Source organism: Streptomyces sp. NPDC026417 (assembly GCF_055567695.1).
In genome coordinates this window covers 401,773-424,068 of sequence record NZ_JBVHPY010000003.1, presented here as the reverse complement: position 1 = coordinate 424,068, position 22,296 = coordinate 401,773, and the positions used below count along the sequence as shown (strand labels likewise).

Below are 22,296 nucleotides of genomic sequence, written 5' to 3'. Positions count from 1 at the left end.
ATCAGTTCCTCGCCGAGCCCGACGCCCCGCCGTCGCCGGGAAGGTCCCTGATGCAGGCCTCCAGCAGCGTCATCTCAGCTCTTCCGATCGAAACGAACAGCGATCTGGCGTGGGTACGGCGGCAGGTCCGCCGCGCCGCCACCGACCTGGGACTGGGGCTGGTGCAGCAGACCAGACTGGTCACAGCGGCGAGCGAACTGGCTCGCAACGCCCTGGTCCACGGTGGCGGCGGCGAGGTGGAGATCGCCCACGTGGCCACCGGCGGCGGGCGCGGGCTGCGCCTCGTCTTCACCGACCGCGGGCCGGGCATCCCCGACCTCGATCAGGTCCTCACCGGCGGCCCCACCACCGGCGGCGGCTTGGGCATGGGACTCGGCGGCACCAAGCGACTGGTTCACGAGTTCGCCATCGAGAGCGGCCCCGGCGTGGGCACCACCATCCAGATCATCGTGTGGGCGTCCGGACTGCCGTCTCCTCGGTGAAGGCCGTGGGTGGCCGGACCCGTCCAGGTCGAATAGGCGGCCGCCACCGCAGGAAAGGCGTGCGATGAACGCCGGCAGCGGAACCGCGGTTGTCGATGGCCGCCGAAGACCGCGCGTACGTCGATGACGGAGCCGGCCGCGGCAGGCGCGTCGCCACGGCCGAACCGGTCCACCGCCGCCGCTCGCGATCAGGGCCGACGGCCGGCGGCATCTCCGCCCGGGTCGTCCGCGAGCATCACCGCGGCCACCGTGCGCTTGCCCACGGGCTCCCGGTGCACTTCGAAGCTCTGGCTGACCGCCATGACGATCTCCAGCCCGTGCTGCCCGACCCGGCCGGGATCGGCGGCCCGGGCCACCGGGAGCACCGGAGCGCTGTCCCAGACCGTGATCTCGATGCGGCCCTCCGACAGTTCCAGATCCAGCAGATTCGGACCGGGGGCGTACTTGCAGGCATTGGTCAGCAGCTCGCTCACCACCAGTTGCACGAGGTCCATCGCACGGCTGGAGACCGGATACCCGTGCACGGCCTGCACCCGAGTGAGGAACTCACGGGCGACGTCGCGCCCCCGGGCTATGTCGCCCGAGACGCCCTCGTACGCCGCGGACACCCTGACGCACTCGCCGTCCCGCGACCGCTCCCCCTGCTGGGCAGCCTCATCCATGCGATCCGCCCGCTTCCTGAGCCGTGACCGTTACGCAGCATCTACCCCCAGGGCCGAACGGCATCCGACTGGGCGGGCAGCGCCTTCCGGACGGACCGGCCTGCTGCCCTCCCGGGACGGCCACGGCATCCGAAGCCGGAGCGGTGCACAGCCGGACCCATGGGGATAGCCGCACCCTATGCGATCACCCGTAGTCATGCGAGACCGACCGGAACGTCATGGTGACCGCCGAGGCGAACCGGCGCGCCCCGTCCACCGCAGCACCGTTCCCCACCCGAGGTCCCTGTACGTGGAGCCCGGCTCCCCGGACGTTCCGGGGGGTCGGCGGGTCTTCGTGGACGCGACGCTCAACCTCCGCCTCTTCGACAGCCGTTCGCGTGCCACCGACCGCACCGCGTCGGCACTGAGAGCGAGCGCTCTCCCAGACATCGGGCGCTCCGCTCCAGGAGTCGAGCTCGAACAGGTGCCCGGCGAACGAGTCGGTCAGCCGATCCGAATCCGCGGGTTCAGGTCGAGTGCGACGTGCGGAGCGAGTGCGTGCAGGAAGTCCGCGGCGTCGAACATCTCGCCGGCGGAGGCGACGCCGATGGTCTTGGTGCGGCCGGTCAGGACGCGTTCAAGAGCCTCGGCGACGAGGGGCGCGGTGACAGCGTAGATGTCCTGGCCGGCGGCCACGGCACGGCGTTCGGTTCCGTCCGAGCGCACGACGGCGTCGACGAGGAAGGTCTGGTCCGAGCGCCCGGTCTCGTCGGCGGCGGTCGGGGCCGGTGTATGGGGGGGCGGCTATGTCACGGACCGCCTCGGCGGTCATGTAGGTCGTCACATCAGGGATGGACAGGTGCTGAGGGACCGTGACGACGTCCGCCATCGTGAACTCCCCGATCACCTGCCGGGGTCCCACCGGATCCGGGAAGGTCCACTCCAGGGTGGGCGCCTCGTCGCTGCGGCGCTCCCACCGTCCGCCGCTGTAGCGCAGGCGGTGTTCACCGCGCCGTTCCCGCGAGACCGCGCCCGACAGCCGGGTACCGGCGGTGGGGTGCCAGCTGCTGAGCGCGTAGGCGATGTGGGCCTCGTCGGCCTCGGTCCAGTCGCCCATCGCCGCGGTGGCCAGCAGGTCGCCGAGACCGCCGAAGAAGGCCATGGCCGGGACGATCACCGCTTTCGCGTCCCGGGCCCGCTCGCGGTAGTGGGCGAAGGTGTCGAGATTGGCCTCCAGCTCGGCGGCCACGTCCAGGTACGGAATCCCGGCGCGGAGCGCGGCCTCGATGACGGGGCCGGTGGTCGAGGCGAAGGGGCCGGCGCAGTTGATGACCGCCGCCGTTCCCGCCAGAGCCCGGTCCAGCGATTCCGGGTCCTCGACCGACGCCGACCGGGCCTCCAGTCCGCGCTCGCCGGCCAGCTCCTCCAGAGCCTGCGCGTTGCGACCGGACGGCACCGGGACGAACCCACGCGTGGCCAGTTCCGCGACCACGAACCGTCCCGTGTGACCGTATGCGCCGAACACCGCAACCAGCCGGCCTGACCCCATGGAAGTGCTCCCGTGTGCTCGAACGTCCGCAGCGATCTCGGTCCGCCGCGGCCTGACATCCCCATCCTGTCCTCGCGCCGGCACCTCGCACGAGCGTCGGAAACGACATGCCACGTACAGTTTCGGACATGCCCACCGTCGCACTGGCCGTCACCGATGGCATGCTCCCCTACGAACTGGCCGTGGCCGTCGAGGTCTTCGGGTCCGATCTGACCCACCTCGTGGACCCCTGGTACGACTTCTCCCTCTGCGGGAACGGCCCGGTACGCATCGGCCGCTTCCGCCTTGAACCCGACCACGGGCTCGACCACCTCACGCAGGCGGACACGGTGATCGTCCCCGGCTGGGCGGACACGGATCGCGAACCGCCCGGTGAACTGGTCGATGCGGTGCGGGCCGCTCACACGGCCGGCGCCCGCGTGGCCTCGCTGTGCACAGGCGCCTTCGTCCTGGGCGCGGCAGGACTGCTCGACGGCAGGCGCGCCACCACCCACTGGGCTCATACGCGGGAACTGGCCCGGCGCCACCCAGCGGCCACCGTCGATCCGGACGTCCTCTACGTCGACAACGGCGACGTCCTCACGTCCGCGGGCAAGGCCGCCGCCATGGACCTGTGCCTGCACCTGATCCGCCTCGACCACGGCTCGGCCGACGCCAACAAGATCGCCCGACGCCTGGTCGTCCCACCCCACCGCGACGGCGGCCAGGCCCAGTTCATCGCCTCCCCCCTCCCCGCCCCGGACAACCACCCCCTGAGCGAACTCTTCCCCTGGGCGTTGGAGCGACTGGACCAACCCCTGACCGTGGAGGACCTGGCCCGCCGGGCCCGCATGAGCTCACGCCACCTCGGCCGGCACTTCAAACACCTCACCGGCACCACGCCGCTGAAGTGGCTCCACACCCAGCGCATCCGCCGCGCCCAGGAGCTGCTGGAGACCACCGACGCCACCGTGGACACCATCGCCGTGGCCACCGGTATGGGCACCGCCACCACGCTGCGCCGCCACTTCCACCGCAGCGTAGGGGTCCCGCCCGACACCTATCGCCGCACCTTCCGCCCCTGAGTGGTGGTCCGATCGGCACGGCCTGTGCCGAGACGAGTCTCCGGTTGGATCTCCGCTAGCGTGATCGCCTGCCGTATGCCATGTCCACGTATCCGGCGGCCCGTGCGAGGGATGTCCGATGGCGAGCGATGGGACCGTGATGAGCGAACTGACGAAGCCCCGAATCGAGGTTCCGGAGGGTGACGCACCGACCGAGCTGACGATCCAGGACCTCGTCGTCGGAGACGGGCCCGAGGCACTGCCGGGCAGGGTCGTCCAGGTTCACTACGTGGGGGTCACGTTCGCGTCCGGCAAGGAATTCGACTCCTCCTGGGAGCAGGGCCGGCCGTTCAAGTTCGCCGTGGGCGGTGGGAAAGTCATCAAGGGCTGGGACCGGGGAGTGCGAGGCATGAAGGTCGGCGGCCGGCGCCGGATCATCGTTCCTCCGCGTCTGGGCTACGGCAAGCAATCGCCCTCCGCGTCGATCCCGGCGGGCTCGACGCTGATCTTCGTCGTGGATCTGCTCACAGTCGTGGGTGGTCCCCCTGGCGCGAGGCCCCTGTCGACCGGCTCGGCCTGAACCGGGCGCACCCGACGGGCGGGGAGAATCTGTCGCCCCTCACCCGAGGGGTGCCCCGCCGACAGGCCCGCAAGCGGAAGGCGAGCGCCCCGACGCCCGATCAGACGGAGGCGAAAACCTCCTCGGGCACCTCGTCGAGGACGAACCCGTTGTCGAGCCGGACGCGGACCGTGACACGGGACATCTGCCGCTGGTAGGCGGCCCACTGCTCTTCCAACGCCGCCACCTGTTCCTCCAGTTGTGTCCTGCTCGCCGACGGCATCTGGTGACCGAAGTCGTCGAGGAGCGACTTGAGACGCAGATACTCACTCACCTCGTGGCTCTGCTGCCGGTGATGCTCGTGCACACGCTCGACGGTGCCCTCGACGCCTGCTGCCAGAGCCAGAGACGCGGCAGCGAAGGCACCCGTCTCCTCCGGGGGCTCCCCGGCGGGGGCCACCGCCCCGGCCAGTCGGACATCCGTGGCCAGCCGCACCCGTTGGCCCACATTCAGCGTCATCGATCCTTCGTCCTCCTCGTCGGTCACCGGCGACCCGGTCTTCGCGGAGCGTCAGGGGTTCACACCGCCCCACCAGCGCGGGCCTTCGCGGTCGCACACTAGCGTCAGCAAGCGTCCGGCTCCTCATCGGCGATGTCCTCCGTCAGGTGCCGCGGCTCTCACGTCCCTGGGCTCGCCGGCAGTAGCCGCGCCCATGCCCTGGGAAACCAGCAGGCACCCCGCGGTCGGCCCCCACACTCCGGCCGCCACGAACAGTGACCATGGCACCGTCACCGTGTTGTGCGGGGACCCTTGCTACCAGTAGGCCGGTGCACACCTCACCAGAGACCCACTAGCGGCAGGGCGAGACGGCCCTGCCGTCTCGCCCTCGTTCGATGCCGGCGGGCCCCGGAATGCCGCCGCACCGGACCGGCTGTGGTGGTCGCGACCGGCACGGGGCCCCGGGGGTCCGTCGGCGTCGTCGATGACAAAGGCCTCCGGCCCTCCGCACGTACGGCGGGAGGGCCGAAGGCCTCAAGTCGGTGGCGAGGAAAGCGAAGAGGCTAGATTCAAGGAGTTTTGAGAAGGAAGCCCCTTCATGGCCTCGCCACGGCCACGTTAACAGTCAGGCGGGGATCAAGTCGCGCAGATTTTCCGGCGTGACGATCCGCGATTCCGGGTGCAGCCCCTCGGGCCGTTCCAGGCCGATGTAGGTGACGGGACCCGCCGGGACCGTGTTTCCGTCCCACATCGTGAGCGTCGTCGAGTCCTCGGTCATCAGGTCGGTGAGGTAGCGGACCGTGAGCTGCTCGCGCTCGACGACGGCGCGCAGCAGCGTCGCGACGGTGACCCGGTTGCCCTCGACGCGGTTGGCCGCGGGGGTCCCTTTCAGGTACAGGTGCAGCCACTTGGCGCGCCACCGGCCGTCGGTCCCGCGCAGGAACGCGAGCGGCAGCGCAACGCGGCCCGGACCGCGCAGCTCCGACTTCAGACGCACCGTGCGCGGCTCGAACGGCCGTCCCTTCTGCTCGCTCTCACGCAGCATGAACCCGAAGAAGGACTCCTCGACCTCCTCGAAGCCCTCGCCGGAGAAGATGTTGACCTGCGGGACGATGCAGGTGCCCCGCACGGCGCCCAGACGCAGGTTGATGAACTCCGAGGCTCCGTCCGGCGCGTCCGTGATGTCGCCGGAGTGCTCGCCCTCGGCGGCACGGAGGTTGGTGTACGACAGCCAGGACAGGGTCGCGTAGTCGGCGCCCAGCAGCAGCGCCGACAGGTCGTAGTCCGTGGTCTCCTCGCTCTGCTTCCAGTGGACGAAGAAGCGCAGCAGGTCCCCTTCGACCGGGGACACCGAACCGCGCGGGAGCACCCCGAGCCCGGCCCCGGTGTCGCGTCCGCTGAGCGGCAGCGCCACATCCAGGACGTCGGGGTCGATGAGGAGATGGTCCGCGGCGGGCAGCCGGCGGCGCAGCTCCGCATCCAGGACGTCGACCAGTCGCCGGCGCTCGGGCGCGGGCACCGGCGCGCGAGTGTCGTCGGTGGCCCAGGCCCGGCCCAGGCGGTTGATGAAGACCCGTCGCATGCCGGTCTCCGCCGCCCGGTTGTGCAGGTGCTGGCGCAGCGACAGCACGACCCGGCCGGACACGTCGCGGACGACCTCCTCGGCGGCGGCCACGACGGTCTCCCGCTCGTCCTGCGTGCCGGCCGCGCGCAGCAGTCGGTCCAGGGCGCGGAACAGCTTGCCCGGTGCGGTCTTCAGCAGCCCCACGGCACCGGTGATGTCGCCCAGGGCGAGCAGGTCCTCCACGCGGCCGTCCAGGGAGCGCGCCGTCTTCTCGCCGCGGGCGACGGCGAACACGTCGGCGGCGTGCGGCCACTGCGGGTACTCGTGCGGGTGCAGCCGCTCGCCGAGGCGCTTCCACATCTCGCGGTGTGCGTGCACGTCCGCGAGCTTGGCCGGCGCCGAGGCGACGACCGTGTCCAGTCCCGCGAGCAGTGCCCGGCGTACGCCGCGCGGCAGCGCCCGGATCCGCGTCGGCTCCTGCAGGGTGACGTCACCGCCGGTCAGCGCGCAGGCCACCCGGAGCACGTCGGTGACCGTGTCCAGCAGCAGCCGGGCACCGACCCTCAGCCGTGCCTGGTTGACCACGGCCCGGTTCTCCCGTACCGGGATCTCCGCGGGCTGCGGTCCGTCCGCGCAGTGGCCCGCCAGCTCCTGGAGATCCCGCAGTCCGTCCTCGCCGAGGGGCGTGCTGCTGCCCGCCAACGCCAGGTACAGGGAACCGAGTTCGGCGTCCAGCGCGCCGCCCAGGTGCAGGACCGTCATCCGGTCGCCCGCCGCGGCGATCAGCTCGTCGTGGTGGGCCAGCATCTCGTCGTACGTGTGCCGGTAATGTCCGTAGGACGGCAGGGTCAGCAGATTCACCACACCGGCACTCAGCTGTTCGAGCGTGTTCGCGCGCGTCCGTCCGTCGGCGAGCGCGTCGGCTGTGCACCGCATCCAGAAGTCGAGGGTGTCCGGGACGTTGGCCGGGAAGTCGACGAAGTACACGTTGTGCCGGACGTGGTCGCCGACCATCTCGCGGACGGTGCCCAGCGTCCGCACGGCGGTGTCGACGACCGCCTCCTCGGACAGCCTCGACAGCCGCTCGAGCAGCTCCGCCGAGAGCTTGAAGCCCACGGACATCAACGCGGCGTCGAACCGGCGCGCCGCGACGGAGCCGTCCCCGGCGGGTCCCGTGGGGCCGGGGACGCGGTGGGTGTGGCGGATGACGAGGGCATCGAGTCGGTGGGCCATTCCGGCATGATCCCCGGGCCGCGCGGGCGGCCGCACCCGGTTTTCGCCCGGTGCGGCCCGCCGCGGGCCCGCTCGTGCCGCCGGTACCGCCAGGACACCTGCCCGCTCGGGCAGCTCAGGGCCCACCCGGCCGACACGAAGCCGGCAGTACGGCTGGGCCTCCCAACGCCGGTGCTACTGGGGCGGGTTGCCGTGCTTGCGGGCCGGCACCTCGGCCTGCTTGTTGCGCAGCATCTCCAGCGAGCGGATCAACACCTGCCGTGTCTCGGCCGGGTCGATGACATCGTCGACCAGTCCCCGCTCCGCAGCGTAGTAGGGGTGCATCAGCTCCGAGCGGTACTCCTTGACGAGGCGGGCGCGCGTCGCTTCCGGGTCGTCGGCCGCGGCGATCTCACGGCGGAAGATGACGTTCGCCGCCCCCTCCGCACCCATGACGGCGATCTCGTTGCCCGGCCACGCGAACGTCAGGTCCGCCCCGATGGACTGCGAGTCCATCACGATGTAGGCACCGCCGTACGCCTTGCGCACCACCAGCGAGATCCGCGGCACCGTGGCACTGCAGTACGCGTACAGCAGCTTCGCCCCACGCCGGATGATCCCGCCGTGTTCCTGGTCGACCCCGGGCAGGAAGCCCGGCACGTCCAGCAGCGTCACCAGCGGAATATTGAACGCGTCGCACATCTGCACGAACCGCGCCGCCTTCTCCGACGCCGCGCTGTCCAGGACTCCGGCCAGTGCCATGGGCTGGTTGGCGATGATCCCCACCACCTGGCCGCCCATGCGGGCCAACGCGCAGATGACGTTGCGGGCGAATCCCTCCTGGACCTGCAGCACCTCCCCGTCGTCCACCAGCTCCTCGACGACCCGCGCCATGTCGTAGGGCCGGCTGCCGTCCTGCGGTACCAGTTCGCGCAGCAGCGGCGTCTGCCGCTCCACCGGATCCCCGTACGACACCTTCGGCGCGAAGCCGCGGTTGTTGTCCGGCAGCAGCGACAGCAGATACCGCACCTCGGCGAGGCACGTCGCCTCGTCGTCGTAGGCGAAGTGGCACACCCCGGACGTCTCCGCGTGCACGTCCGCGCCGCCCAGACCGTTCTGCGTGATCTCCTCGCCGGTGACCGCCTTCACCACGTCCGGACCGGTGATGAACATCTGGGACGTCTCCCGCACCATGAACACGAAGTCCGTCAACGCGGGGCTGTAGGCCGCACCCCCGGCGCACGGGCCCAGCATCACCGAGATCTGCGGGATCACCCCGGAGGCCGCCGCGTTGCGCCGGAAGATTCCTCCGTAACCGGCGAGCGCACTGACACCTTCCTGGATACGGGCGCCCGCACCGTCGTTCAGGGAGACCAGCGGTGCCCCTGCCGCCAGGGCCATGTCCATGATCTTGTGGATCTTCGCGGCGTGGGCCTCTCCGAGTGCCCCACCGAAGATACGGAAGTCGTGGGCATACACGAACACCGGGCGTCCCTCGACGGTCCCCCAGCCGGTCACGACACCGTCCGTGTGCGGCCGCTTGGCCTCCAGACCGAAGCCGGTGGCCCGGTGCCGCCGCAGCAGCCCCACCTCCTCGAACGACCCCGGATCCAGCAACAGGTCCAGCCGCTCCCGAACCGTCAGCTTTCCCTTCGCGTGCTGCGCCGCCGACGCCCGCTCCCCCGGGCCGGCCAAAGCCCGCCCCCGCAACGCCCGGAACTCCTCCAGAGCGCCTGCGCCGTCCCTCATGGCACCCGGACCGACACCCGCCTCCGAGCCCTCTGCCGCGTCGGCAACTGCGCTGTCGTTCACCACGGTCACGATGTTCTTCCCTCCCTCGAACGGTGCAGCCCGACGGGTGTCCCGCCCCAACACGAGCCGTACGCGGCGATGTTGGAACACGAATCCCGGCACACACCCGAACCAGCCAACGAACGGATCACGTACCAGACAACGAACCGGTCACCTACTGCGGCCGCGCACGACAGACGCTCATCGGCGGCCGCGCCCAGCCCAGGGGCCCTCGGCGGGCTACTGCCAGCAGTGCGGAGCCCGGTAGGCGCTCCGCCCGCCCGCCGGGCGCCACCGTGCCGCGCGGTGCTCCGCCTCGCCCGAGTCGGCGTCCGCGTCACCGCGCCCCGACAACAGCGCGGTCAACACCACGGCGACGACGGCCAGTTCCTCCTCGCACGGCGCACCCCGCACCACCCGCAACGCGGGTCCGACAACGTCCACCTCAGCCACGAAGACCTCCCCGCGTCACCACACGCCACGACAGGACCTCACCCTCCGGCACCCCCCTCAAAAGGCGGTCTCATCCCGCTCGAGAACCCCTCGACGACCGGGACGCGGCGAACGCGGCATTCGGACGGTGACGGGTGGGGCCGGGTCGCGCGGGTGGTGTCGGCGGGCACGGGATCGCCGGTGGCGTCGGCCCAGGGCCGCGGGGTCGTGGCCGCACCGAGCCGGGGTCGGGGCCGGCGTCGGGGCCGTGGTGAAATTCGTTTCTCCTGGCGGATGGGCGCCCGACATGATGACCGCCGGAAATGCGCGAGAGGACGGCTGCGGCGGGTGTCTGGAGGCGGACAGGTGGATCTGACGGATCTGTGGCAGCGGCGTTGGCCCGGCTGCCCTCCGTTGGGGTACCAGCTTCGGGGCCCCCACCGGAATGTCTGGGTGCGCTTTCACAGCCTGCCGGAGTCGAAGCGGTACGCCGAGGACGAGAGCGAGTACACCGTCGTCCTGGAGCGCTACAACACCATCCTTGACGAGCTGTTCGCTGGTACGGACGTGTACGTGATCACCTCGGTCTGGACAGGCGAAGCCCGGGTTCCGTCACTCCAGCCCGACTCAGGCTATTGGCAGAGTCTGCTCGTCGAGGACGACCCTGACCCTGAATTCCGCACGTACTGCCACCTCTTCGCCGCCCGCCGGCCCTGGCGGCGAGGCTGCATCGACGAGTTGCTCCGAGACGTCGCCGACGACAACACGGCGGGCGTCCTCGTCACCGACGTCCGAATGCAGCGTGTCCACCATCCCTACGACGGTGGCGCCGACGTCTTCCTGGCCACGTCGGAGGAACGGGACCGGATGCGCGACCGGCACGCCGACTGGCTCTCCAGCCAGCCGTCAGGCCTCTGACCATTCCGGATCACGATGCGTCGGGTGGTCAGGCGCCGTAACCCGAGGAACGCTGCCGCAATGCCCGCGACGGTGAGGACGGGTGCTCGGCCTTGCGCTCGCGGGGGCGGTGGAGCCGACGGCAGCCGGCCCATCAGAACACCGTCCTCCCCGCCACCGGCTTTTGTCCGCGTGCCGTTTCGCCGGATCCGTCATGCACCGCTCACGGAACGATGACGCCATGGGAAGCGGTGATCAAGGGCGCCCCCGGGGCGATCCGAGCACGTGAGAACGTCCGGAAGCCGTCAGAGGATCGCGAGCAGCTCGCCCAGCGGGGCGGGGACGCGGTCGACGTCGAGGGCCTCGACGAGGACCCGGCCGTAATGGATCTTGCGTCCTTTCTTGGTGCCGAAGAAGCGCCGGAACTGCTGCTGTGCGGTGCGGCCCTGCTGGGCGGGCTGGCGCAGGAAGGTCTGCAGTGCGCGGAGATCGCCCTCCTCGCGTACGAGTTCCTCCACTCGTGCCACACCCAGCGCGCGGATGAGCTCGTCCTCCAGGTCCGCGGAGCAGACGAAGAACTGCGGCTGCACCCCGCCGGCCGGCTCCAGGGCGCGCGCGTAGTAGCGGCGCTCACCCTCGTCGCACAGTCCGGTGAGTCGCAGTCCCAGTCCGGTCGGGCCGAGGAAGCGGGCGAAGCGGCCTACGTTCATGGCACCGCCGATCGTCAGGACGCCGACCCCTTCGTCCGACAGGTTGCGGCCGCGGTGTCCGGCGAGGGCGTTGACCGCTGCGACGTCGCTGGGTCCTTCGAGGAGGACGGCGGTTCGGACGGGCAGCCGCTCGGCCAGCTCGCGTACCGGGTCGCCGGAACCACCGGCCGCCCATGCGGTGACCGCTTCCTGGAACGACTCCATGTCAGCCATGGCATGAGTCTCCGCCCTGCCGGGCGATCACGGAAAAGGTTTTCTCCCGCCGCAGCGGCCGACTCCGGAACTGGGACTGGGCTGGCTCTGTCCGGATCGGCCGACGGATCGTAGGCACCGGGTCGGAGCGGGGCCGGGTGCGTGATCTGCCTCGCGCGGGCTCGCGGGACCCTTCGCGGCAGTGCCTAGACCTCGGGGAGGGACGGGTCGGGCGTCCAGGGAGACGGTGCGGTGATGGACCAGCGTTCGTGGTCGCGCCAGGCTCCGTCGATGTAGAGATAGGCGGGTGACAGGCCCTCGTAGCGAAAACCCAGTCGCTGGACCAGCGCCAGGGACGCCTTGTTCGCCGGCTGGATGTTCGCCTCCAGCCGGTGGAGCCGCAGCTCCTCGAAAGCGTGCCGCAGGGTGATGGTGAGCCCTTCGGCCATGTAACCCCGCCCGGCAGACGGGGCGAAGGCCGCATATCCGAGGGACGCGCCCTGATAGCGGCCCCGGATGATCGAGTTGATGTTGACCGTGCCGGCGGCCGCACCGGTCTCCCGAACGCGGATCAGGTAGCCCCGGTTCATGCCGTCGCTGAAGCGACTCATCCACGCCTGGAAGTCCGGTGCGGTCGCGGGCAGTTGCATCCACGGCTCATGGAGCTCGGCGCTGGCCCTCACGAGCGAGCAGAACTCGTCCTGGTCGGCGACAGTGAGCGGGCACAGTTCGACCCGTGGCGGCGTAGGGGGCATGACCCCATGCTAGGGCCCCGGGAACGGCGCCGCGGCGGGCGGCCCGCACCCACCTGCCGCCCTCGCTGCAGAAATAGCCGAGACCGGTTGAACGCTGCATGCTGCGCGTACGTAGAGAGGCCGGGAGACTCTCTCCTCCAGGGCTCAGGCTCAACGAACCGCCGAACCCGCGCCACGCCGAGACCCAGTGACACCACCAGGAGTACCGATGACCTCTTCACGCCTCGGCCAGTGGCTGACGACGCGCCAGCCACTCGTGCTGGGCCTGTTCCGTATGGTTCTGGGCCTGCTGTTCGCCAGCGAGGGTGCGGCCACGCTCTTCGGTGTGCTGGACCGGAAGGCCAGCCCGGTGGGCGACTGGCCGTTCTGGTACGCGGGTGTCATCGAGCTCGTGTGCGGCGTCCTCGTTCTTCTCGGGATCGCGACACGCGGCGCGGCCTTCCTCAGCTCGGGCGCCATGGCGTTCGCCTACTTCACCGAGCACCAGCAGGACGGCGTCTTCCCCCTGCAGAACGGCGGACTTGCCCCGGTGCTCTTCTGCTGGGGGTTCCTGCTCCTGGTCTTCTTCGGCCCGGGTGCCCTGTCCCTGGCCGGCCTCTTCGGCCGCGAGAACAGGGCACAGCCCACCGCTCGTCCGGTGACCGACCCGACGCCGTGACCTCGGCCCGGCTCAGCCTGCCGGCCGCCGCGCCCGATACCGCGTCCGCCTCAGCAGGAGCTACCGCACGACGAACTGCTCCCGCAGGACGAGGAGCTGCTCCCGCAGGACGACGAACTGCTGCCGCACGAGGACGAACTGCTGCCGCACGAGGATGAACCACTGCTGCCGGACGACGAGTTGCCGTCACAGGACGACGAGCCGCTACCGCAGGAGGAAACGCTTCCCGAACCGTCGTACGCAGCACCCATGACGTACCAGGACGCGGACGAGTCGCCGACGGAACCACCGGCGGCAGTCGTCCTCCATCCCCCGTGCGCCGATCGGCCGACCCGCCCCGCGGCAGCCGACGGACCGTACACCGAACCGCGCCGGGACGCCTGCCTGTTGAGGTCGTCCCACGCCCGCCGCGAGGCACGGCGCGCCATCCACGTGCAGAACGCGACGAGCCCCGCGACGACCACACCCACCAGTACGAACAACATCAGCATGCTCTCCCCCGATCGCCGCGCCTGTGCATCGACTGACCCCAGCCTGCCCCGCACGACATCCCCACCAAGCCACCTTTGAGCAAGCCCAGAGGTTTCGCCGGGGTCCACGAACGGATGCTGAGCGGGGCAACCTCGGAGGACGCCCCCACGCACCACCCGCTCACCCCACCTCGGCGATCCGGTGCCGGAGGTGTTCGTACGCCCAGGCGGACAGGGTCGTCGGGGTGGTGGTCCGGAGGCTGCGGGGCTGTTCGGGTACGAAGTTCTCGCGGAGGCCGGTCGACATGCCGAGTACCGCCTCGACCAGTTTGTCTGTCATTCCGGCCCGCTTGAGCTGAGCGCGCATCGCGTCGTCGCTGATCCGCTCGACGTCGATCCGGCGACCGGTGGCGCCGGAGAGGATCGCGCCGACCTCTCGCCAGCTGAGGTCGGCGGGCCCGTGCACCGCCTGCACGCACCGCCCCGACCAGGTCGGCGACAGCAGGCGGGCGACGGCGACCTCGGCGATGTCGCGCGGTGCCACCCAGGGCATGGGCTGGTCGAGCGGGAGGACGACCTGGAGGGTTCCGCCCCGCAGGGCGTCCAGTTGGAGTTCGAGGTTGGTGAAGAAGTACCCGCAGCGGAGGTGGGTGACGTCGACGCCGAGAGCGTCCAGCGCGGTCTCGGTGCGGGCCAGCCCGTCGATCTCCCCCGCGCCCCGACGCTTCTCGGCGCCCACGCTGCTCTGGAACACGACACGGCCGATGCCGTTCTCGGTGACGGTGCGGATCAGACTGCTGGTGGCGCGGGCGTAGTCACCCAGCGGGTCCTCGCTGCCGGTGGTGGGGTCGACCCAGAACAGCGCGTCCACACCACCGCAGGCGGCCGCGACCGTACCGGGATCGAACTGGTCCACCTGGACGGCCTCCACCTCCCGTCGCACGTCGGACGCCAGCCGTCCGGGGTCGCGCAGCAGAACGCGAGGCCGGACGCCGGCGCGGATGAGCATGGCGACGACGTGGCGGCCGACGTTGCCCCTGGGAGTGGTGACGGCGATCTGCACGGCTGCTTCCTCTCATCGGTGGCACTCATCAGCAGAGTAGGAAGTGGGGCGGTCTGAATCCGTCCTATATCGCCCTCGCTGTCACCGCAGCTTCCGCGCCCGGGGCTGCCTGGCGCACGGCGGGTGGCATGGGCTCCCACCTACCCCACGTCAACACCCCCGGTCCGCCGACACCGTGCTCACGCGCGCTGGGTCCACGCACGCGGCGACCTTCACCCCCGTCGGCAGGCAGCCCGCTTGCGCAGCCACTTCTGCGCTGCCTGGAGGACCTCGTCCCGGTCGCGGGCGACAGGCCTCGGGTCCTTGACGATCTCCTCGTCCGGCGGAATCGGCGCGTCGTATGTCTGGCCCGTCCGGTCCGCGTCCCTCACCTCGGTGACGATCAGCATGGCTCCGTCGGACAGGCGGTGGGCCTTGTTCCCCGTGGGGACACCCGCGGTCCGCTCGCCGAAGGACCGGGTGTCCTGGCGTCCTCGGAAAGCCACCGCCACCGCTTCACCGGCGCTGGCCGTCCGCCGGCCGGTCAACACCGCGACCGGCGGCGCACTCGCGGCCACCGCACTACCTCCGCTCCAGCCCATCGACCTGCCGTCCACATAGGGACTGCCACGCCGGATCGACCAGAGGGCCCGCTCGCCGTCCGCGCCCACGAACATGCCGGCCTTGCCCTCGCCCAGGACCGGGCCCACGACGGCGAGCATCGGCCACATGTTCCCCCCTCTGTCCGAGCGCAGATCGACGACCCAGCCACAGGCACGCCCGCGATCCGCCTTCGCGACGGCAGCGCGTCCCTTCCGCACGTAGGCGTCGTACGTCGCCTGAGAGCCCTGCACCGCCGGGAGCGAGACGTAGCCGAGGCCGCCTTCCAGCGAGCGGCCCCGCACATCTTCGAGCGCGTCCGAACGGGACCCGAGCTGCTCCTTCGCCTCGGCCGGTTCCCAGAAGACGCTGTGTCCATCGCCGAGGGAGCGGACGGCCACCCTTATCGCCCCGTAGGTGTCCGCAGGCTCCTGCGCCCCGCCGGCCTGCGAGAACGCGGTGCTGCGCACCTTCCCCCAGTCGACCCGGTCACGCAGGAGGGAGTGCTCCTCCATGATCCCCAGCGCCTTCGACAGGTAGGTCCGCGCCCTGGGTGACATGTCGGCGCCCTGCGCATCCTGAGATCGGTTCGTGCAGCCCGCCGCAGCGACCAGGACCCCGGCCAGTGCCACGCATGCCCCCAGGCGCAGTGAACGTCCCCGCCCCATCCATCCCCCTGCCCTCGGTGTCCGACGACCATAGACCTCCGGGCGCCCCCGGTCGCACGGGTGGTCGCAGAGCCGGAACGAACGCCCCTCGGTTCCCGTCGGCTCGGGTGACAGGCCCTCCGTCCGCCGACGGCGGTCCGGCTGTCAGTGGGGCGTCGTACGCTCCGGCGAGTGACCCGATCTCCGACACGGCCTCGTACCGTCGAGGCCGCCAGGCACGATGCCCGCCACGCCCTCCTCGATCCCGACAGCGCGCTGGATTGGCTGTCTCGCCCGGAAACGTCTCTGACGAGCCCGCTGGGGGCCGACGTCTGGGTGTTCGACGGCACTCTGACCCGCATCCTGCTGGTGAAGCACCGCTGGCGCGGGTGGGTGCCACCCGGCGGCGCGGTGGACCCCGGAGAGACGCCACGGGAGGCGGCGCGCAGGGAGTTGTACGAGGAGACGGGCGTCCGCGCCGAACTTCACGAGCGGCCCGCCGCCGTCGCCGTTCGGGCCTACCACCCGCAATGGGCGGCCACGCTGGGCGTCTCGTTCATGGCTGTCGCCGATCGGCAGACGGCGCTGACGCCGGAGCAGGGACAGCCCGCAGCCTGGCTGCCGCTCGACGAGCCGTGGCAGGGCTGGTTCCCCGAGGACCGCCTACGGATGGAGCAGTGCGCCGCATGGCTCCGTGGACCGGGTTAGAGCGGGGTGCCCACGGCGGTCGCCACCCGGCACCCGGTGCCCGGCACCCTCTTCGGCGCGGTCACCGAACTATTGGAGAACCGACCGGCGGTTGGCGCGGAAGCGCTCGACGAGCACGGCGGGAGCCTTCTGCGGCGATCCCGCGTAGTACGGCGGCTGCGGATCGTACTCGGTTGCCAGCTGGACGGCCTGCGCGTGCTCGTCCCCGGCGATCCTGCCGACCAGGGTGAGCCCCATGTCGATCCCGGAGGACACCCCGGCCGCCGTGATGAACTTGCCGTCCGTGACAACGCGTTCGCCGGTAGGGCGGGCGCCCCATGCGGCGAGGCGGTCGAGGGCCAGCCAGTGCGACGTGGCACGCCGGCCTTCGAGGAGCCCGGCCGCCGCGAGCAGGAGCGATCCCGTGCACACGGAGGTCGTCCATGTGCTGGCCGCGTCGGCGGTGCGCAGCCAGTCGAGCAGGGCGCTGTTGTCCATCTGCGCCGCCTGCCCGGGACCACCGGGCACCACGACGATGTCAGGGGCAGGCACGTCGGCGAACCCCCTGTCCGCGACGTCGAACACGGTCGGGTCGTGGTCTCGCTCGCGGCATTCTTCCGAGGTTGCGGTCACAAGCGGCCAAGCCGTCGTCACCTACGGACGAGGGATGGAGTCCGACGCTCCCGGGCGGTGCACGCCCGGGCCGCCGACACCGAACGGCGATCCTCGGCCAGTCAGCCCCGGACGGTCTGCCCGCCGAGCCCAGGGACCGTCCACCGCCGTCCACGGTCCAGTGAGGGCGCCCCTCCCCCGGACTCACCAACTCGGCCCAGCGGTCGGCCCCCTTTGTCACCTGAACTCGCCCACCCGACGTGCACAGCACCGCAACCCGACGGAGGGTGAACCCATGGAGATCATCGCGGTCCAGGAACCCGACACCCAGAGCCCCACGTCCACGCAGCCGGACGGCACTCCCGTGGCCCCGACCGTCCACGCCGCGCCCGCCGATCCTCCGGGCTCGGGGCAACCCGGCACCACCACGTTCTGCGGTACGCCCACGTCGGCCATGACGCGGCTCGCGTACCAGCCCGTCGGGCCGGACGCCTGGTGCCCACCGGATCAGGAGGACTCGATGTGCGTCAACTGCAACTCCGCCCTCAAGGCCACCTGACGGCTCCTTTTCGGTCGGTGCGTCGCCGGTACCACCGAATGAGGGATTGAGGTCGATCCAGAAGGCAACCGTGTCCGGAGGACGTGCGCGCACTGTCGACGGAACGGAGAACAGGTGATGGCGACCACGACAGACCCGGGGCGAGCGGCCGAGGCGGCGCCGAACAGCCTGCAGCTGCCCGGCATCGTTCTCGGCGTGGGGCTCGGCGGGTTCGTCGACGGCATTCTGCTGCACCAGCTCCTGCAGTGGCACCACATGCTTACCAGCACCAACCACGACCGCATCGGGGTGAAGTACTACAGCCCCGACACGGTGTCCGGCCTGGAGATGAACACGGTGTGGGACGGCATCTTCCACACCGTGTGCTGGGTCGCCGTCATCACGGGTCTGGGGATCCTGTACGCGCGGGTCACCCACAACCGCCGGGCGGTCTGGGCCTCCCGCGTGCTGTGGGGATGGATCCTGGCCGGCTGGGGACTGTTCAACCTGGTCGAAGGTGTGCTGGACCACCAGATCCTCGGCATCCACCACGTGCACGGCGGACCGCACCAGGCGTGGTGGGATGCCGGGTTCCTCATCCTGGGTGCGCTGCTGGTGGTCGGCGGATTCCTGCTTCAGCGCAGCGGACGCCCCATCGCCCCGGGAGCTCCCGACGGCGGACGCCCCTTCGCCCCCGGGGCTCCCGGCAGCGGAGGGCCGACGGGGGGCCGCTCCTGATGGCGGGCATGGAGCACCTGCATCACGACACCACCGGCACGATCCCGCTGGTAGCCGTGCTCTGCGGGACGGTCGTCGGCGCGGCCGCCGCGGGTTACCTGTACGCGGTGAGGCGGGCCCGTCGTCGCAACCCCGCTCTGGGCTGGAGCGGATGGCGGACGGCGTCCTTCCTCGCCGGGGCGGCCCTCCTCGGCGTAGCGCTTCTGCCGCCGCTCGGATCGGCGGCGCACACCGACTTCCGCGCACACATGGCGCAGCACATGCTCGTCGGCATGTACGCCCCGCTGGCCCTGGTTCTGGCCGCACCCCTCACGTTGCTGCTGCGCACCCTGCCCCCTGGTCGGGCCCGCCTGGTCTCCGCAGCGCTGCACACCCCGCCGGCGCGTTTCCTGGTGCATCCCCTGGTGGCTCTGACGCTCAGCGCCGGAACGCTGGGCCTGCTGTACTTCACGCCGTTGTACAACGCCGCGATGGGCAGCCCCGCGGGACACTGGCTCATGCTCGCGCACTTCCTGGCGTCGGGCTGGCTGTTCGCCCATGTCATCGCCGGACCCGACCCCGCGCCCGGTCGGCCGGGCGTACGGGCCCGGCTCGTCTGCCTGGGTGTCGCCGTCGCCGCGCACGCCCTGATCGCGCAGGCCATGTACGGTGGCTTCTTCGTCGACATCCACGCCCCCGTCGCCCAGGTCCAGCAGGGCGCGGAGATCATGTATTACGGCGGGGACATCGCCGAACTCCTTCTGGCGGCGGCGCTGGTGGCCACGTGGCGTCCGCAACGCCGCACCGCGTCGTCGGCCTCCGGCCGGCGGTGGGCGCCCCGGGCCACCGGCTGACCGGCTCCGGTGGCCGTGCCCGGGCGGGCGAGCGGCACGGGCATGCGGGGAGCCGGGGAGCTGTACCGTCCGCAACGGGTGTGGCCGGCCGCCGGGAGGGATCCGGGGGGCGTGAGGGATCCGGTCGGGGAACCGCCGTGGCGGCCGGCCGACTCAGGTGCCGGCCGCTCGCCCTGCTGGGCGATCAGGCGGGAAGCAGTGCGTCCCCGTCGAGGATGAGCCGTTCGGCCGCGCTGGCCTGCGGAATCCACTCGGGTGCCACCGCGGCGTACGTGGCGACGTCGTGCCAGACGCCCTGGGTGTTGAACAGTTGGCGCAGTGTGGCCTCGGGGTGCAGGCCCGCCGCGAGCATCACGTCACGCATCCGGGCGTGGTCCGCACGATGCCCCGCCCAGATGCGGTGCAGGCCCAGCCGACCGAACCCGTACGCCATCAATAGGCGGCCCGCCTCGTGGCCGTGGCCGCTGACCGGGGCCCCCGGCAGCAGCACCAGGCTGGTCAGCATGCCGTTGCGGCCGTACTCCTCGACGAGCAGTCCCATGGTGCCGACCATGGTGTCCTCGCCCGGAGCGCACACCGCCATGGTGTGCTTGCGGCGCGGCTGTACGTAGGGCTGCGCGAGGCACTGCGCGAAGGCGCGCTGGGCCTGCCGCGTGTCCATGCGGTCGATGCCGAGGAAGCGGGTCAGCAGGCGGTGGGTGTGGATGCGCTCGAAGGGGGCCAGGTCGGTGGCGCGCATCTCCCGCAGCCAGAGGTGGGCGCCGTGGAGTTCGGGAAGGTGGGTCACGAGTGGGCCCCCACGCCGACTAGGGGTGCGGTACCGATCAGCTCTTCGAGGTCGACGTAGTAGCGGCCGGACGCCACCGGGTGCTCCAGCAGGATGCGCCGTGCGGTGTCGGTGACCAGGGCGCCGCCGAGCATCACGCCACTGGCCAGTTGCGGCCAGCTGCACAGAGTGCGCCCGATCCGGCCGAGGGCATCGGTCATCGCCGGGCTCAGGCGGCTCTCGTCGCAGATCTGCAGCAGGTACGCCATGGCGCCGGCCGGGTCGAGGGCGCGCACGTCCCGCGCGGTCAGCTCACCGCCGCGGCCGTGGAAGAGGGGTCGGTCCGGTTCCTCGTCGAATCGCTCGACGTCGAGCAGACCGCGGTCGTTGGCGTCCATCAGGACGGGGACGCGGCGGGCTCGGGCGTGCTCGCGCGCGGCCACCTTGACCCAGGGGGTGTCGCACTCCTCGATCAGCAGGTCCAGCGGATGATCGGCATCACCGAAGAAATCCTCGATCGTCTCCTCGGTGATTCCCTCGCTCCACAGCTCGATGTCGAGGTAGGGGTCGATCTCGTACAACTGGCGGGCGCACAGGACGGTTTTGGGGATTCCGAGGTCGTGGACGCCGGACCGCAGCCGGTTCAGATTGCTCAGCCCGAGCGTGTCGAAGTCGGCGAGGCGGAACGATCCGCCGACGCCTTCCATGGCGCAGGTGAGCGCCGCGCTGTTGCCCACGGACAGGCCGATCACACCGATGCGTCGGCCGAGGAGCCGCCGTTGCTCGACGGCGGTGATCTTGTCGCAGTTGCGGTCGGTGCGCACGCGCCGGAACTCCGGCTCCGGCAGCAGGTGCACCAGTCGGCCCGACCAGGGATACCAGACCCAGGTTCCGTAGTGGCGCCGGTCGACCCCGCCGCACAACTCGTCGATACGGGCGTCGAGTTGCCCATCGGCGAGGGTGTCCCCGGGCGCCAGGCAGCGGGCCAGCTCCCGCAGCTGTTCGTCGATGAGGTCGTGGGTCGCGCGTACGTCACCGGACGCGAGCAACGCTGCGAGGCGTTCGCGGTCGGCGCTGTCGCTCGGACTGAAAAGAACAGGCCGGAAGGTGGCCTGGGTGGTTTGCAGCGCTGAATTCGGCTGCGTAGGAACGGGAACGGAAAGATCAAAATTGAGCACGAGCACGGAAGGTAGCAGTTCGCGATCTTGGAAAGCCTCTACTTCGCGGGCACGCCAGGTCGAATTCATGCGCGACCGTTCACCGCCACCGCGCCCCAGTTCGATAAAGGCGGCTCCGGTCGACGGCGCGGTGCGGGGCCTGGCGGTACGGCGGCAATCGGCCGACGTGCCCCGTCGAGTCCGGAGTTCGGTCGAGTCCCGAGCGACCGGAACTCGCACACCCGTTCCCGGGGTCCGCACGGTGAGCCAGCACTCCAGCCGTAGAACGTGATCTCGATGGTGAAGGGCGTCGAAGCGGCAGGTGTCCAGCGTGGATCATCCCGCCCGAGATCGCCCATGCCGTCGCGGGCGTCGGCTCCTTCTCCGTCTACCCGAGTTCACCGCGACGGAGGGCGTCCCTTGTCTCGCCGAGCTTCGCGGTCGTCGCCGGGGTCCGCTCCTGTGCTCGTTCAGCGAGTCGGAGGGCATCGTCGATCTCGCTGAGCTTCCTGGAGGACAGGACGGCCGCCCGCTCTATCAGGTCGTCCCGGGACACGGTGGTCAGCCACGTGCACGGGGTGAAGCCCGGACGCCGGAACGCGAGCCGCAGTACGCCTTCGAGCGGCAGCCCTTCACCGGCGCCGACCGTCACTTCGATGCCCAGACCGCTGATGTCGAGGCCCGCCGGAGCGACGACCTGCATCACCTGGAACCCGGACGCGTCGTCTCCTGACAGCAGGACGACCAACCTCCGCTCGTCGAACTGGACCCACCAGACTTCGCCACGTTGCACAAGCCCTCCGATACCCAGGACGGCAGGCGGACGCTGCGCCACCTGACGCGGTGTGGAGACGGGTACGGCCACCGTTGATCATCGGCGCGTGAAGACGAACGATCTTGCGGTGGCCGCAAGTCACAGCGTAGACCCTGCTGGCAGGAGGCGTTCGAGGGCCTGATGAGCCGGATGGCGGGACGCTTTACACGGGTCGAATCCCGACGCCGGGCCCGGACGTTGGTACTCGGCCCGTTGTCGGACCTGCCGCGCAAGAACTGCTGGACCATCGCCGAGCGGGCCGGGGCCAGGACCCCGGACGGCATGCGGCACCTGCTCGCTCACCTGGGGCGTTCCAGGGTGGGCAGACCAGCGAGGTCCAGGTGGCTGCCGACCGCGGATGCCGCCCGCCGGCATGCGTACCGACCACAGGGCAGGCTGCGGACAGCC

General features: G+C 70.9%; 21 protein-coding genes and 3 pseudogenes. 10 read left to right on the top strand and 14 right to left on the bottom strand.

Annotated features, from left to right (window positions below; all coding sequences use genetic code 11):
* The first annotated feature begins 50 nt into the window (after positions 1 to 50).
* Positions 51 to 482 (top strand): ATP-binding protein, encoded by a 432-nt coding sequence (locus ACZ4NT_RS07160; protein WP_121407921.1) that lies wholly within the window; start codon positions 51 to 53, stop codon positions 480 to 482.
* A gap of 188 nt (positions 483 to 670) precedes the next feature.
* Here the strand turns inward: ACZ4NT_RS07160 and ACZ4NT_RS07155 are convergent, their stop codons facing one another.
* Together ACZ4NT_RS07155 and ACZ4NT_RS07150 are read right to left on the bottom strand one after the other, a co-directional pair.
* Entirely contained in the window at positions 671 to 1,144 is a 474-nt protein-coding gene (locus ACZ4NT_RS07155) for an ATP-binding protein (protein WP_121407922.1), read from the bottom strand.
* Positions 1,145 to 1,627: 483 nt separating this feature from the next.
* Positions 1,628 to 2,672, bottom strand: a pseudogene (locus ACZ4NT_RS07150) (saccharopine dehydrogenase family protein).
* Between the two features lie 128 nt (positions 2,673 to 2,800).
* Here ACZ4NT_RS07150 and ACZ4NT_RS07145 point away from each other — a divergent pair.
* Together ACZ4NT_RS07145 and ACZ4NT_RS07140 are read left to right on the top strand one after the other, a co-directional pair.
* Positions 2,801 to 3,736, top strand: a complete 936-nt coding sequence (locus ACZ4NT_RS07145) for a helix-turn-helix domain-containing protein (protein ID WP_467724022.1) — start codon at positions 2,801 to 2,803, stop codon at positions 3,734 to 3,736.
* Positions 3,737 to 3,875: 139 nt separating this feature from the next.
* Positions 3,876 to 4,295: an FKBP-type peptidyl-prolyl cis-trans isomerase gene (locus tag ACZ4NT_RS07140; protein ID WP_121407925.1), complete on the top strand. Its 420-nt coding sequence runs from the start codon at positions 3,876 to 3,878 to the stop codon at positions 4,293 to 4,295.
* Between the two features lie 100 nt (positions 4,296 to 4,395).
* Here ACZ4NT_RS07140 and ACZ4NT_RS07135 read toward each other — a convergent pair whose 3' ends face one another.
* From ACZ4NT_RS07135 to ACZ4NT_RS07120, 4 genes are all read right to left on the bottom strand, one after another.
* Positions 4,396 to 4,794 (bottom strand): hypothetical protein, encoded by a 399-nt coding sequence (locus ACZ4NT_RS07135; RefSeq protein ID WP_467724020.1) that lies wholly within the window; start codon positions 4,792 to 4,794, stop codon positions 4,396 to 4,398.
* A gap of 604 nt (positions 4,795 to 5,398) precedes the next feature.
* Complete coding sequence (locus ACZ4NT_RS07130; protein ID WP_467724018.1) at positions 5,399 to 7,570, bottom strand: TerD family protein; 2,172 nt, start codon at positions 7,568 to 7,570, stop codon at positions 5,399 to 5,401.
* Positions 7,571 to 7,744: 174 nt separating this feature from the next.
* Entirely contained in the window at positions 7,745 to 9,298 is a 1,554-nt protein-coding gene (locus ACZ4NT_RS07125; RefSeq protein WP_467724177.1) for an acyl-CoA carboxylase subunit beta, read from the bottom strand.
* A 282-nt stretch (positions 9,299 to 9,580) separates the two neighbouring features.
* Positions 9,581 to 9,793 carry an acyl-CoA carboxylase subunit epsilon gene (locus ACZ4NT_RS07120; protein ID WP_121407929.1) on the bottom strand — a complete coding sequence of 71 codons (213 nt, stop codon included), beginning with the start codon at positions 9,791 to 9,793 and terminating at the stop codon, positions 9,581 to 9,583.
* Between the two features lie 273 nt (positions 9,794 to 10,066).
* On the opposite strand from ACZ4NT_RS07120, the gene ACZ4NT_RS07115 reads away from it, so the two are divergent.
* Positions 10,067 to 10,690, top strand: a complete 624-nt coding sequence (locus tag ACZ4NT_RS07115; protein ID WP_467724016.1) for a DUF3885 domain-containing protein — start codon at positions 10,067 to 10,069, stop codon at positions 10,688 to 10,690.
* A 284-nt stretch (positions 10,691 to 10,974) separates the two neighbouring features.
* On the opposite strand, the gene ACZ4NT_RS07110 is transcribed toward ACZ4NT_RS07115, so the two are convergent.
* Both ACZ4NT_RS07110 and ACZ4NT_RS07105 read right to left on the bottom strand, forming a co-directional pair.
* On the bottom strand, positions 10,975 to 11,592 hold the full coding sequence (locus ACZ4NT_RS07110; RefSeq protein ID WP_467724014.1) for a TOPRIM nucleotidyl transferase/hydrolase domain-containing protein: 618 nt from the start codon (positions 11,590 to 11,592) through the stop codon (positions 10,975 to 10,977).
* 185 nt (positions 11,593 to 11,777) lie between these two features.
* A complete protein-coding gene (locus tag ACZ4NT_RS07105) occupies positions 11,778 to 12,326 on the bottom strand; it encodes a GNAT family N-acetyltransferase (RefSeq protein ID WP_121407932.1) in 549 nt (182 codons plus the stop codon).
* A 208-nt stretch (positions 12,327 to 12,534) separates the two neighbouring features.
* Between ACZ4NT_RS07105 and ACZ4NT_RS07100 the strand changes: the two genes are divergently transcribed.
* Entirely contained in the window at positions 12,535 to 12,984 is a 450-nt protein-coding gene (locus ACZ4NT_RS07100; protein WP_121407933.1) for a DoxX family protein, read from the top strand.
* A gap of 651 nt (positions 12,985 to 13,635) precedes the next feature.
* Here ACZ4NT_RS07100 and ACZ4NT_RS07095 read toward each other — a convergent pair.
* Together ACZ4NT_RS07095 and ACZ4NT_RS07090 are read right to left on the bottom strand one after the other, a co-directional pair.
* Positions 13,636 to 14,517 (bottom strand): NmrA family NAD(P)-binding protein, encoded by an 882-nt coding sequence (locus ACZ4NT_RS07095; protein ID WP_467724012.1) that lies wholly within the window; start codon positions 14,515 to 14,517, stop codon positions 13,636 to 13,638.
* A 212-nt stretch (positions 14,518 to 14,729) separates the two neighbouring features.
* Positions 14,730 to 15,656 carry a S41 family peptidase gene (locus tag ACZ4NT_RS07090; RefSeq protein ID WP_121408642.1) on the bottom strand — a complete coding sequence of 309 codons (927 nt, stop codon included), beginning with the start codon at positions 15,654 to 15,656 and terminating at the stop codon, positions 14,730 to 14,732.
* Between the two features lie 363 nt (positions 15,657 to 16,019).
* Here ACZ4NT_RS07090 and ACZ4NT_RS07085 point away from each other — a divergent pair, with 363 nt between their 5' ends.
* The gene (locus tag ACZ4NT_RS07085) at positions 16,020 to 16,451 is read left to right on the top strand and encodes an NUDIX domain-containing protein (RefSeq protein WP_467724175.1); all 432 of its coding nucleotides are present in this window, start codon (positions 16,020 to 16,022) and stop codon (positions 16,449 to 16,451) included.
* 69 nt (positions 16,452 to 16,520) lie between these two features.
* Here the strand turns inward: ACZ4NT_RS07085 and ACZ4NT_RS07080 are convergent.
* Positions 16,521 to 17,003, bottom strand: a pseudogene (locus tag ACZ4NT_RS07080) (DJ-1/PfpI family protein); the annotation flags it as partial.
* A 334-nt stretch (positions 17,004 to 17,337) separates the two neighbouring features.
* On the opposite strand from ACZ4NT_RS07080, the gene ACZ4NT_RS07075 reads away from it, so the two are divergent.
* The 3 genes from ACZ4NT_RS07075 (at position 17,338) to ACZ4NT_RS07065 (ending at position 19,151) form a co-directional block, all read left to right on the top strand.
* Positions 17,338 to 17,601 (top strand): hypothetical protein, encoded by a 264-nt coding sequence (locus tag ACZ4NT_RS07075; protein WP_121407936.1) that lies wholly within the window; start codon positions 17,338 to 17,340, stop codon positions 17,599 to 17,601.
* 117 nt (positions 17,602 to 17,718) lie between these two features.
* Positions 17,719 to 18,318 (top strand): DUF2243 domain-containing protein, encoded by a 600-nt coding sequence (locus tag ACZ4NT_RS07070; RefSeq protein ID WP_467724009.1) that lies wholly within the window; start codon positions 17,719 to 17,721, stop codon positions 18,316 to 18,318.
* Entirely contained in the window at positions 18,318 to 19,151 is an 834-nt protein-coding gene (locus ACZ4NT_RS07065) for a cytochrome c oxidase assembly protein (RefSeq protein WP_467724007.1), read from the top strand. The genes ACZ4NT_RS07070 and ACZ4NT_RS07065 overlap by 1 nt, the downstream gene beginning before the upstream one ends.
* Positions 19,152 to 19,335: 184 nt before the next feature.
* Here the strand turns inward: ACZ4NT_RS07065 and ACZ4NT_RS07060 are convergent, their stop codons facing one another.
* The 3 genes from ACZ4NT_RS07060 to ACZ4NT_RS07050 form a co-directional block, all read right to left on the bottom strand.
* The gene (locus ACZ4NT_RS07060; RefSeq protein ID WP_121407938.1) at positions 19,336 to 19,938 is read right to left on the bottom strand and encodes a GNAT family N-acetyltransferase; all 603 of its coding nucleotides are present in this window, start codon (positions 19,936 to 19,938) and stop codon (positions 19,336 to 19,338) included.
* Complete coding sequence (locus ACZ4NT_RS07055) at positions 19,935 to 20,966, bottom strand: ThiF family adenylyltransferase (protein ID WP_467724005.1); 1,032 nt, start codon at positions 20,964 to 20,966, stop codon at positions 19,935 to 19,937. The genes ACZ4NT_RS07060 and ACZ4NT_RS07055 overlap by 4 nt, the downstream gene beginning before the upstream one ends.
* A 496-nt stretch (positions 20,967 to 21,462) precedes the next feature.
* Positions 21,463 to 21,867 carry a type II toxin-antitoxin system PemK/MazF family toxin gene (locus tag ACZ4NT_RS07050; RefSeq protein WP_467724003.1) on the bottom strand — a complete coding sequence of 135 codons (405 nt, stop codon included), beginning with the start codon at positions 21,865 to 21,867 and terminating at the stop codon, positions 21,463 to 21,465.
* A gap of 162 nt (positions 21,868 to 22,029) precedes the next feature.
* Between ACZ4NT_RS07050 and ACZ4NT_RS07045 the strand changes: the two are divergent.
* Positions 22,030 to 22,185, top strand: a pseudogene (locus ACZ4NT_RS07045) (IS701 family transposase); the annotation flags it as partial.
* Positions 22,186 to 22,296: the final 111 nt, after the last annotated feature.